The 13,071-nt window shown below is 34.7% G+C and carries 7 protein-coding genes and 1 pseudogene; all 8 read right to left on the reverse strand.

What is annotated here, in order from left to right:
• Positions 1–116: 116 nt before the first annotated feature.
• Entirely contained in the window at positions 117–1,997 is a 1,881-nt protein-coding gene (locus tag FGL31_RS03320) for an ABC transporter permease (RefSeq protein ID WP_138089689.1), read from the reverse strand.
• A pseudogene (locus tag FGL31_RS03325) lies at positions 1,990–2,307 on the reverse strand (hypothetical protein); the annotation flags it as partial. The pseudogene FGL31_RS03325 and the gene FGL31_RS03320, both read right to left, overlap by 8 nt.
• Before the next feature lie 405 nt (positions 2,308–2,712).
• Complete coding sequence (locus FGL31_RS03330) at positions 2,713–3,723, reverse strand: ABC transporter permease (RefSeq protein WP_138089691.1); 1,011 nt, start codon at positions 3,721–3,723, stop codon at positions 2,713–2,715.
• A gap of 132 nt (positions 3,724–3,855) precedes the next feature.
• Positions 3,856–3,996 (reverse strand): hypothetical protein, encoded by a 141-nt coding sequence (locus FGL31_RS29560; protein WP_394366175.1) that lies wholly within the window; start codon positions 3,994–3,996, stop codon positions 3,856–3,858.
• Positions 3,996–4,991 (reverse strand): ABC transporter permease, encoded by a 996-nt coding sequence (locus FGL31_RS03340; RefSeq protein ID WP_138089692.1) that lies wholly within the window; start codon positions 4,989–4,991, stop codon positions 3,996–3,998. The genes FGL31_RS29560 and FGL31_RS03340 overlap by 1 nt, the downstream gene beginning before the upstream one ends.
• 469 nt (positions 4,992–5,460) lie before the next feature.
• Positions 5,461–7,908 (reverse strand): ABC transporter permease, encoded by a 2,448-nt coding sequence (locus FGL31_RS03345; RefSeq protein ID WP_138089693.1) that lies wholly within the window; start codon positions 7,906–7,908, stop codon positions 5,461–5,463.
• Between the two features lie 75 nt (positions 7,909–7,983).
• Entirely contained in the window at positions 7,984–10,416 is a 2,433-nt protein-coding gene (locus FGL31_RS03350; protein ID WP_138089694.1) for an ABC transporter permease, read from the reverse strand.
• A gap of 80 nt (positions 10,417–10,496) precedes the next feature.
• Positions 10,497–12,851, reverse strand: a complete 2,355-nt coding sequence (locus FGL31_RS03355; RefSeq protein ID WP_232046232.1) for an ABC transporter permease — start codon at positions 12,849–12,851, stop codon at positions 10,497–10,499.
• Between the last annotated feature and the right edge of the window lie 220 nt (positions 12,852–13,071).

The raw sequence follows: 13,071 nt of genomic DNA on the forward strand, positions 1-13,071 counted from the left end.
CTAGTTTAACACTGCTCATAATTCATATTATAGTTATATAAAAACTGAATCGCCCTTCGGCTACTGGTTTCGACTCCGCTCAACCAACGCAGAGGCTGCCCTTCGGCTTATTTCCACTACTCATCTCTCAAACTATCCACCGGATTTGCTTTAGCAGCTTTAAGTGACTGAAAGCTCATTGTTAAGAATGCTATTAGGATGGTTGCTAATGCAGGGATAATAAACATCCACCAAGAGATTTCAATTTTGTATACGAAGTTGTCAAGCCACTTTTTACTTGCCCACCAAGCAATTGGTGAAGCTACCAAAATTGAAATCAGAACTAGTTTTATATAGTCTTTAGAAAGTAAACCTACGATTCCTGCAATTGAGCTTCCCAATACCTTTCGGATTCCTATTTCTTTTGTTCTCTGCACCGTAGATATGGTTACCAATCCGATTAATCCCAAGCAGCTCAATAGTATGGTTATACTTGTTGAAAGATTGATGATTTTTGAAAACCTATAATCGGTTTCATAATATTCTCGGATATTTTGATCATAGAATTTGAACTCAAGGGGAGCATTTGGATATATAGTTTTCCATTCTTTTTCCAAAATGGCAAGACTAGCTTTCCACGTTTTGGGATCGTTTTGGAGTTTAATGGTAATATCTTGTAATTGACCTCTATATTTCGAGGTTAAAATGGCAACTCCCGTTTTTTCAGTATGAAATGTTTTAGTGTTGAAATTATCTGTTACTCCAGTAATAGTTCTATCCTTTCCATATGCTTTTACAGGTTTTCCGATTGCTTCTTCGGGCGATTTAAATCCTAAATCTTGGATCGCTATTTTATTTAATATGATACCTGTGCTTGTGTCTGATAAAGAAAATCTTCTACCCGCCAACAATTTGATCTCATATAAATTAAAGTAATCCTCATCAACAAATTTAAAAGGAACATTAATCTTTACGAGTCCTGTGTCAGCGGTTGTTTCAACAAAATTCCCCCAATGGCCTTGACTTAGAGGTAAGTGGCCTAAGGAAACTCCAGCAATCTGGCTGTGTTTTTTTAAAGCTTCTTTTAATACAAATGGATCAACATCAGCATTTTGATCTTTTTTGAATGGGAGGTGAATGTTAATGAGTGCATTATAATTAAATCCCAAATCGCTATTCATGGTATGCTTCATTTGAATACCCATTATAAATGTGGCGATTACAAAAACTTGGGCAATAACAAATTGAACTACGATCAAAACTTTTCTGATTGAAATACTTCCTAATGATAGTTTACCAATACCTTTCATTTTAATGACCTCAGATATTTGAACTCTGTTTATTAAATAAGCGGGATATAAACTAGAAAGAATGGAAATAATTGCAATTAAACAGATGATAAATAAGACAAGAGGTAACCAATCTGAGAAGGAATCCAGATTTGAAGGTAATAATTTGCTGAAGGTTTTTTCAAACAGCTTGGTTATTGGCCAAGAAATCACTAATGCTATACAAGTAATTGTTAAGGTTTCTAAGAAGAAGGCTTTAGTAACATCAAAAGGCTGTTCGCCTAAAGTTTTCCGAATACCAATTTCCTTAGCTCTAGTTGGTACTTGAGCAGTTGTTAGATTGATATAATTTATAGTCGCCAGTAATAGTAAGAACAGGCCAATGCCTATGAAACCATAAATTAGGTTTATGTTGGTGCTGTTCTGCAATCTTTTATCAAAGTGCACTTCCGTCAATGGAGTTACTTCTGCCCTGGCTTTGAAATTACTTTCCCTAAAATCCTTATCTGTCATGTCAAATATTTTCTTGCTTATCTGATTGACAAAAGTCTTTTTACTCTTAACGTCTTTTAGTTTTACAAATAGGTTGTAATTTGAATTGAACATTAACCAATTATCACTGTTCCATTCATTATTGGAAATTTTGATAAACTCTTTTGAAAGGAAACTGCTTGGATGTTCTAAATCTTTCACTACTCCTGCAACAGAAAATAAAGTAGTGTCATACAAGAGTGTTTTTTCCGACTAAATCTTTCACAGGGACATTTGGGAAATATAGATTTGCTCGAGATTCAGTTAATACAACTTCATTAGGATTTTTGAGGGCTTTTTCAGGATTTCCTGCAAGCCATGTATAGGGAACCATTTTAAAATAATCATCTGTTGTTTCGATGATTTGCTCTTGATCCTCAAATTTTAAAGGTTCGTTGGGGTGTTCTGAGTTTGTAATTTTTGGGACATATCTTTTATTTACTGGAACAGTCAATTCTACATTCGATAAATTTTCCTTTATAAATTTAGCTAATGGAATCGGCACACCGTCAAAATAATCTGTTGAGCCGACCTCGTCGAATACACCATAACCTTAAAATTTTTTCAGGTTCAGGGTGGTTCTTATCAAAGCTTAATTCGTAGTTGACTAATCTGAAAACTATCCAACAAGCACTAATGCCAATTGCCAAGCCAATTATATTAAGGAATGTGAACAATTTGTTGTTCCATAATTTCCTGATAATAAGGTTAATTCTGTTCATGCTTCCGTTTTTTTTAATTTCAATTCACGACCTTCGACTCGGTGGCTGAGCGGAGCCGAAGCCCAGGGACCACCCTTCGGCTCATTTCCACTACTCATCTCTCAGACTATCCACCGGATTTGCTTTTGCGGCTTTGAATGCTTGCCCTCCAATGGTCATAAATGAAATAACTAGCGTAATAAATCCCGCTACTAGAAAATCCACCATTCCAGGTGTATATGATAAGCAAAGTTATCCAGCCATTTATCCATTGCCCAAAAGCCTAGAGGTACAGTAATTATAAATGCTATGATCACAAGTTTGATGAAATCTGAGGTCAGTAATCCGACCAATTTGCTAACTGAAGCTCCCAATACTTTTCGAATTCCAATTTCCTTCACTCTTTGCTTTGCGGCATAGGCAGAAATAGCGAACAATCCAATGCATGCAATTAAAATGGTAACCATCGCGAATAGCTGCATAGTTTTCGTTGTCTGTTGTTCTTGTCTATATAGTTTTGCATAATCATCATCCAAGAAATGATAATTGAATGATGTGTTAGGTTTTAATTTTTTGAAAACGGATTCAACATCCTGAATAGCATTTGTTGGATTCACTCCAGCATTCAGTTTGATAAATAAATTTCCAAAGTATGCGTATTCGGGGAAAAGTGCAATCGGGCGAACTTCTTCACGAAGTGAGGCAAAATTAAAATTATCTACCACTGCTTTTACAGGTCCTTTTCTACCATTGATATTGACTGTTTTTTCGATGGCTTCTTCAGGAGTCCATCCAATTTTTTCAGCAGCAAGTTTATTGATGATAATTGCTACTGATTTATTTGCCGAGGTGTCCTGAGCTTTAATAATATCATTATCATTCAATGTTGATCCAGCCAGGATAGGAATTTGAAAGGTTGTTAAGAAATCTTTTTCTATTGGGAGAGCTGTAATATCCATAGTAAAGCTTCCTTGTTTACCTTCAGAAGTTTGTAATGAGTAGCCTCCTTGAATGTTTACAGGTGAATCATACGAAGCGGATACATTCTTTATAGATCGCAATTGAACAAGTTGGTTTTTGAAAGTCTGGCGATCCACATTATTCCATAAATCGCCATCTAATACTAGAATTTGCGATCTATTGAGGCCGTATCCATTGATTGTATAAAATGCATCTGCCTCAATGCTATCAAAGTACATATCACCAGAAATATCGAAATACAATATTGAAAGGTTATTAAAACCTTAGCAATTGGAAACCTTGCTTTATTAGATTTTATTTGTCCTTTGATAATATTGATAGGTTTAAAATTTGAGATTACCCATGCTGGCCAACCTGAAGCCAAAAGTTGAGTACTATAAAAAATAAGAAAACATATAGGTAAAATATGGGTCTTTCCATATATGAAGTTTCATGGGTAATCCTAAATAAGTGCTGAAAACTGGTAATAAAAGCCATGCAGCAATTAAACCAATTGCTACTGATAAACCTACCATTAATCCACCTTCAATAATAAATTGATTGAACACTGTTTTTTTATGTGCACCAACACTTTTCTTACTCCAATTTCTTTTGCTCGTTCGGTCGCATGTGACAATGATAGATTAGTGAAATTAACTGCTGAAATTATCAATAAGGCAATTCCTAAAAATCCAAAAATATAAATGTAGGTCATATTGCCTGACCCTGCAGCTTTTGAGTGTAAGTGAATGGTCCTAATGTTTTCTAGATTAATTTTTATGGTGATACCTGCTGCAGCTTCATTTTTAAATATTTCCTTAAAATAACTATCTACTTTTGTCTGCAAGACCTCTTGGTTCGCATTTTCTTTAAAAAGTATAAATGTTAGATCATTTGCTGAACCCCATGAGGGTTCATGATATCTTTCTAAACCTTTATTAGATAATAACCCAGTAAAATTAATTTCTGTATGGGTGGGGAGGTCTTCAATTACTGCTGTAACCGTCCAAGGCGTTTTATCGATAACAAGTGTCTTGCCAATTGGATTCTCTTCTGAAAAATATTTTTTTGCTAATTTTTCAGTCAACACCATATCATTTGGATTTGCAAGTGGAGAGGTAGCATTTCCTTTTAGTACTTTGAAGTTTAATACATTTAGAAAGTCTTCATCTACATATTTCAGTCCGTTTTCCTTGATTGATTCGTTTCCTTTTTGAACTAATGAAGAACTGATGTAACTATACATCCGAGCAGCATTTTCCACTTCAGGGAATTCTTTTTTAAATAATGGTGCAATTGCAGTAGGAGTAACGGCCCAATATGCAAAATCTTTATCTTCAGCAGATTTAACCGCCGATGTGACCATGGAAACTCGATTTGAATTGGGCAGGTATTTATCATAGTTCAACTCGTGATAAACATAAGCCAAAAGCAACAAAAAGCATGTTATCCCCAAGGATAAACTAGCAATATTGATTATTGAAAAACCTTTATTTTTTCTGATGTTTCTCAGCGCTAATTTTAAGTTCATATTATTTAGATTATTAAATAAATCAATAATTGAGATTATTTTAAATGGTATTGTTATCTAGAATTTACAATTGGTTTGCCAATATTGTAAATAGTTGGTAGTTAGTGTATTAAATGTTTTTAAGAATAGGGTTGTTCGATATCGGACGATTTATGTTCGGTTTTGGACGGTTGGGGTCATGTCATAAGACATTAGACATTAGACATAAGATATAAGACATGACATTCAAGGTGATGGTCAGTTTAGGCGGTAACTACGGTTTTGGACATAAATAAACAAGCCACACAGATTAGGTTACACCGCCGTGTCAGGTGGAGACACCTGCCATTTAATGCATTCTAGCAAAGTCTTGGGAGTTAGGATGCCCTTCGATTCGGTGGCTGAGCGGAGTCGAAGCCCAGGGACCACCCTTCGGGCTCGGTGCCTAGCGGAGCCGAAGCACAAACACCGTCATTCGGACTTTCGAATCTTACTCATTCTTTAAACTATTGACTGGATTTATTCTTGCGATTTTTAGTGCGTGGTAACATATTGTTCCGAATGCTATTAGAAGGCTAAGTATTCCTGCAAGGATAAAAACCCATGCTTGGATATTTGTTCGATAAGAGAAGTCCTGTAACCATGTGTTCATTGCCCACCAGCCTATGGGGCAAGCGATCAAGATTGCTACAAAGACCAATTTGATAAAATCTACAGAAAGTAATTTTACAATTCCTGGGAGGTTGGCTCCCAAAACTTTTCGGATACCGATTTCTTTTGTTCTCTGTTGTGTTAAGAATGCAGCAAGACCGAATAGTCCTAAACATGCTATAAATATTGCAAATCCTGCAAATGTTGATACAATGGATTGGGTCCTTTGCACATCCGCATATAGGGAGGCAAATCCTTCGTCCAAGAATGAATATTGAATTTTTTGGTGAGGGGAGAAGCTATCCCAGACTTTCGTGATTTCTGAAATGGTCTTTTCCATATTGTCGGTTTTCAGTTTTACTGAAATCATGTTTGGACTGCCACCAATTCTTAAAGCCAATGGCATGACCGCATCTTCCTTCATGTTGCCGAATATAAAATCTTCGACAACACCTATAATGGTAAAAGTTGCGAAGTTTCTAATTTTGGCTCCTATAGGGTTTTTAATGCCCAATTCTTTTACAAGTCTTTGATTGACCACTACCGCTGCAGAATCGGTTGGCATTTCCATGTTAAAGTTTCTTCCTTCAAGCAACTTAATGCCAAATGTTGGTAAATAGTCCGCATCGACCACCCAGTTTTGACTGCCTATCCCTGCTTCTTCATTCTGTTTTCCATCGATCCATAGCGCATTTCCATTTCTTTTTGCACCGTCCATCATGACGGGTAGGAAATCCGTGATTGAAACAGATGAAACCGAAGAAATATTTTTTAATTCTTCTTTTAATGATTTCTGCTGTCCTTCTAATGTACCAGTTCCCTGGATGACCAAAACCTGTTCTTTGTCGAAGCCTAAGTCTTTATTTAGGAGATATTTAACTTGTTGATTGATTACGATAGTACCAATAATCAAAACAATAGAAGTTGCAAACTGGAATATGACCAACCCGTTTCTGAACCAGTTGTTTTTGGATTTTAGGTTTAAGTTCCCTTTAAGCACAGATATTGGTTTAAATCCTGATAGAAACAGTGCAGGATAAACTCCGGAAATAAGGCCAATGAATAGTCCAAATGTTAGTAATACTGGTATGAAATACCAGCTTGTCCAGGGGAACAATAAGTTTTTACCTGCAATTCCATTAAAATAGGGCAGCAATAAGAAAGCAAATATTAGCGCCAACAAAATAGAGATAACAGAATATAAAAGGGATTCCGTAATAAACTGTAGGATTAAGGACTTTCTGTCTGACCCGATAGTTTTTCTAACCCCAACTTCTTTTGCTCTTGTTGCTGCATTTGCTGTTGAAAGGTTAATAAAATTGATGATTGCAATAATTAATATAAACAAAGCAATACCTCCGAATATATAGACCATCTGTATATCTCCGCGATTCTGGTTTTCGATTTTATTGTCTCGAATACCTTTAGAATGCAAGTGGATATCTGTCAAAGGTTGCAAGGTCATTTTTGCTGAATTCCAAATTTCCTTATTGATGGGCATTCCTGCTTGTTTTAGAGCCGGTCCATAATGATCGTCTATATAGGATCTAGTTATTTTCTTTTCAAGTGAAGTAATATTTGTTCCCTTTTTGACTTTAAAATAGGTCGAATAATTAGAGGCTAACCAGTTTAATTTTTCACCTGGATAAGGTTCATGGCCACTTAAAGTCATAAAGTAATCAAATCCATAAAAATTAGAATTGGTCGGAATATCCTCTATGACTGCAGTAATGGAATAACTATTCGATTTATCATTATTTAAATAGATGGTTTTCCCTGTTGGGTCGCCTTTAAATAATTTTTCTGCTTTACTTTTGGTAATAACGATAGTATTTGGGTTCTCCAGAGCATGGTTTAAGGATCCGTATACTGTTTCCATTGGGAATATATCCAGGATAGCTTGATCTATAAAACAGAAGCCTTCTTCACTGAGTAGTTCGGGGTTTTCATTTGTTGTGACCTGATTACTACCGGCGCCAAAAAGTGGGTTTGACAATACACGGCCTGCTGATATGATTTCAGGGAACTCTTGTTTAAGTTGAGGACCGGCTGGAGCGGGCATAGAAACGCCTTTTTGAATGACATTGTCACGTGTAACGACTCCTACTACGCGAAATACCTGGTCAGAATCCTGATAGAACTTATCGTAGCTCAATTCGTGTTTGATATATAATACAATCAGTAAGCAGATTGCCATGCTAAAAGCAAAGCCACCAATTTTGATAAATGAAAAGAACTTTTGATTTTTTAAGTTCCTCCAAGCGATTTTTATGTTGTTTTTTAACATGATCTTATTTTTTATAGGGACCGCCCTTCGACTCGGTGGCGGAGCGGAGCCGAAGCCCAGAGACGGTTTCAGATTTTATTCGTCTCTCAAACTGTCCACAGGATTTGCATTAGCGGCTTTTAGGGACTGAATACTGATGGAAATGATCATTACCATAAATACTAGAAGAGCAGCAATACCGAACATCCACCATTTCAACTCAATTCTGATGTAATAATCTTCCAACCATTTGTACATCAGATAATAGCTCAATGGTGTGGCGACAACGAATCCAAAGATTGCTAATTTGATAAAATCCTTATTTATTAAATTAATAAGGGAAATTATAGATGCACCAAGAACTTTTCGGATTCCAATTTCTTTAGTTCTTTGTTTTACCATTAGAGCTACCAAGCTTAGGATACCGATTGCAGTCAGAAGAATACTAAGAGCGGAAGAAGCAAAGAATAAACCTGCCTGTTGCTTTTCCTTTTGGTACATCAGTTCAATCTTTTCATCAGCAAAATTGTAGGTAAACTCCTTGCCAGGATACATTTTTTTCCAAGTTGATTCGATATAGGCAAGGCTTGCTGGAATATTATTGTTGGATATTCGAATGAATGCATTTCCACTTTGATTGATATAAGGTCTTAAAACTGAATTTGCAGTTTCCTCTTTAAATGTTGTAAACTGAAAATCTTCAACAATGCCGATGACATTCCCTGCTAGAGCACCAGTAAAAAAGCTTGTGTCAGCATTATTGATGTTTAATTTTTTAGCTACCGAACGAGTAATGATAATGGGAGTTTGTTTAGCTATTTTCTGCCATTTTTCAAAAGATCGGTCTTTCTCTTCGTCATTTTGTTTGTATAATGCTTGAAGAAAAATTCCATCCGATTCCTTGAAATAGCGTCCCTGAATTAATTTTAAATTCAGGGTTTGGGCAAGTTCCCAATCTGTATTAAAGAAATTGAATGCGATTTCTTTTGTGCTATCACCAGGTAGTTGCATAGACGAAGATCCACCATAAAAATTACCTATGGAAAAAAATTTACTTGCAATCCCTACTTGATGAATGTAAGGGCTATTCAAAAGTTTTTCCTTAAAAATTTTACTATTAGTACTGATTCCAGGGATTATTAAAAGATAATCCTTATCAAACCCCATGTCCCTATTTCTCATAAATTGAAATTGGGAAAACATCACAATGGATACGACAGTTAATAAAATGGCTAATCCAAATTGAAATACGGTCAATAGTTTTTGAGGTGATATTGATATTTTAATGGATTGGGATTTTTGTTTAAAAAGTTCCTGTACATTGCTTCTGTGAATAATGCTTGCTGGGTAAAATACGGCTAAAAGTGAACACAACAGAGATAATCCAACAACTACGATAAGATTTTTTAAATTAAAAAGGATTTCTAAACTAGTATCCATACCTAAAAGCAAACAGAATTTTGGCCAGACGATGTATGCTATGATAGCAGCGATTGGAAGCGCAAGGATGAAATATAGTATTGCTTCCGTAAAGAGCTGTAAATTTAAATCCTTATTTTTTGCACCAAATACTTTTCTAACCCCAATCTCCTTAATTTTAGGTAACGTCTTCGCAATGCTTAGATTAATATAATTTATACAGGCTATCAAAAGAATTAAAAAAGCTGAAATTCCAAACATATAGATGTATTTCATTTCCTGTGGATTATTGCTTAAATATTCAACTTTTGATCCTTGTAGATGAATATCTTGAAGATTTAACAAACATATTTTTTCAGTTTTTTGTAAACCATTCTTATATAAGAAATTATTTAATTTCTCCTCTAATGATTTAATGTTTGTGTTTGGTTTAGTTAAAATATAAAGTTTATCCCAACGTTTATCCAGGTCAAGTGATTGTATGCTATTTGTTTTTAATTCTTCTCCAATTAGCATGTCAGCTGAAAAATGACTTTGTGAAGGAAAATCATCAATTACAGCTTTGACAACTTTATTCGTAAAACTATCAGCATAAACAAAAACCTTTATTGTCTGGTTTATGGGACTTTGGTTTGGAAATAGTTTCTTGGCGGTACTCTCTGTAATAACAACTTCTGAAGGGTTTTTAATATCCTTAATCGAGCCATCCAATAATTTAAGATTAAAAACTTTAAAAAAGTTGCTGTCAATAATTTCACTGGTTACATTCAGCATTTTTGAGTTAACACTGATTTCGTTTATATCAGTTATATAACTATCGAATGAGGTGGAATATTCTATTTCTGGGAATTCCTGTTCAAGATAATTCGATAAATTATGGTAGGTATGTGAAAAATATTCCATATCTCCAGTGCTTTTATCTTCTATCACAATTCGATAGACCCGGTCAGAATTGCTGAAATATCGGTCATAATTTGTTTCAAATTGGATAAATGCAGTTATCAATGTTACGGCTGCGATAGCCACTGCCAATCCTATAATATTGACCAAAGAAAAAAACTGATTATTTAGAAATCCACGCCAGGTAATTTTAATATAATTCTTAATCATGCTTTCTAATTAAAGTTTAACAACAAAATATTCAGTTCTAAAATCTATTTCTCAATGTCTATTTTCTACTATCACTATTGCTATTCATCTCTTAAGCTATCTACTGGATTTGCATTTGCGGCTCTGAAAGCTTGCCACGCGATTGTTGACCAGGCAATAACTATTGAAATTGCAGCTGCCAAGACAAACATCCACAATTGAATTTCTATTCTATAAGCATAAGTTTGCAGCCAATTGTTCATGACCCACCACGCTAATGGCGCAGCAACAAAAAATGCAATTAGTACAAGCTTAACAAAGTCTTTTGATAGCAGAACAATGATGCTGCTGACAGATGAACCCAAGACTTTACGGATGCCTATTTCTTTAACTCTGTTATTTATTGTTAACAAAGCAAGAGCAAATAAACCAAGGCAAGAAATTACAATAGCTATACTTGTTCCGCTGATTACTATTTTAGAATATGTTTTTTCACTTTGATATAGATTTTGAGTATTCTCATCTAGGTAGGAAGCTAAATTATTCGCCTTTGGATTGATACTTTTCCATATACTTTCTACTTTTTCCAATGTTGATCCTAATTGATTTGTTTCTACCCTTACAAAGATGTATTCGACAGGGAAAATATTTGGATTTACAGAAATAGTGAGTGGTTCTACTGTACTCTTTAAATCATGAAAGTTGAAATTATCGATTATCCCTATTACCAAGGATTTTCCATTTAATTCTATAGTCTTTCCCAAGATTTTATCTGCCCCGCCCAATTGTGCCGCCATCTGTTTATTAATAATAATAGAATTAGAATCAGCACTGAAGGATCTGTCAAAATCACGTCCTTCCAATAGTTTAATATCCAAGGTTTTTAAGTAATCATAATCAATACGCATAAAATTTGTTATGATTTCTTTATTTTCATGTTCAAATCCAAACATACTACGTTGAAGACTTCCATCTCTTCCACGACCAATATTCATATCTGAGGCGCTGACAGATTTTACCCAAGGTTGTTGTTGGAGTGCGATCCTCAATCGATTTAAAGCATCTTCTTTATCTATTCCTTTGCCAATTGGAATACTGATAACTTCAGATTTATTGAATCCAAGGGGTTTTTTAACCAAATAATTCAATTGTGAACTGATTACAATCGTTGCTATTATCAGAGTAATAGCTATTATAAATTGTAATACAGTTAAAGAATTTCTCAGATTTGAGGATTTAATTTTCGATGCACCTTTTAATGATTCAATGATATTTGTTCTTGCAATTTTCCAAGCTGGCAGTCCTCCTGCTATTAGTGTCAGTAAAATGAAAATAGATAAGAAAATTATGGCATTTGTGATTGAAAATAAGTCGACAACCTGCAATTCATAATTCATATTTGCATTAAATTCCGGCAGTATTAAGGATGCAATTCCTAATCCGAGCAATAAAGAGAGTAGACATAATATGAATGATTCTAACCATAGTTGTTTTACAATATCCCATGTTGTTCCACCTAATGTTTTTCTGGTTCCAATTTCTCTATTTCTGCTAATCGAATTGGCCAATGAAAGGTTGATAAAGTTTGAAGAAGCTATAAATAAGATCAACCCAGAAATCAGCAGCAGAATCCAAGGGAAATTAGGGGAAATACTTTCACCAAAGTTGAAGTCGTTTGTGTGCAGTTTTGAAAGCGGGAGTATATGAAGGCTAAAATAATCGCCATTAGAATTTGGTTTTCCTCCATCACGTTTCAATCGATCAATATTTATCTTGAAATTCTGATTTGTAAATGCTCTTGATTCTTTGACAAACGCAGCATCATTGATTTTTTCAGCTTTCACTTTTACATAAACTTGATGATTTTGATTGTCCCACAAGTCCTTAAATTGTTGATAGTTAGGAGAGTTTTCAAAACGTACTAAGGAATGGAATTCAAAACTTGAGTTTGCTGGGAGGTCTTTTAGTATTGCAGAAATTGTCATCGCTTGCCAAACACCGTTATTGTTGACCTGGACTTGTTTTCCTATGACATCACTTTTTCCATAGAGGTTTTTTGCCATAGCGTCGGTAAGGACAATATCATTAAGTTGGTCCAGAGAGGTTTTATTCCCAGAAAGCATTGGGAAGCTGAAAATTGATAAAAAATCAGGATCTACAAATCGATTTGTTGAGACAAATTCCTTTTCACCATTTTTTAATATAACATTTCCATGAAGTACCCTTGTCGCCGATTCAATACTTGGAATAGTTGCTTTAAGCTGTGGAGTAAGGGGAGCAGGCATAGAAGAATTGTTTTTTAATCCTGTTTCCGGTTCCGATTGACTATAAATCAATCCAATCCTATCTCCATTCTCATGAAAATTATCAAAAGACAGTTCAAACATTGCTGTCAAAAAAAGAACTGTTGCTGCTGCTATAGCAATTGCCAATCCTGTGATATGAATTATATTCAAGGACTTGGTTTTTATGATCGATCTCCAGACTGTTTTAAGCATTTTAGTTTGTTAGATATGAGATTTGAGATATGAGATTTGCGATATTGAAATTGATATCATTGTGTTTCTTGTATTATGTTTTTTAATTGAGAAATATCCCTCAATAAGGTTTGTTTCAATCTATTTGCCAAATATGTTAAAATTCAGATATGAGATATGAGATATGAGATTTGCGATA

Origin of the sequence: Sphingobacterium daejeonense (genome assembly GCF_901472535.1) — a bacterium.
Lineage (GTDB): Bacteria > Bacteroidota > Bacteroidia > Sphingobacteriales > Sphingobacteriaceae > Sphingobacterium > Sphingobacterium daejeonense.

Coding starts and splice junctions, on each gene's coding strand:
- FGL31_RS29560 (WP_394366175.1), bottom strand. CDS start 3,996: ATGGTAGGTTTATCAGTAGCAATTGGTTTAATTGCTGCATGGCTTTTA.
- FGL31_RS03340 (WP_138089692.1), bottom strand. CDS start 4,991: ATGAACTTAAAATTAGCGCTGAGAAACATCAGAAAAAATAAAGGTTTT.
- FGL31_RS03345 (WP_138089693.1), bottom strand. CDS start 7,908: ATGTTAAAAAACAACATAAAAATCGCTTGGAGGAACTTAAAAAATCAA.
- FGL31_RS03350 (WP_138089694.1), bottom strand. CDS start 10,416: ATGATTAAGAATTATATTAAAATTACCTGGCGTGGATTTCTAAATAAT.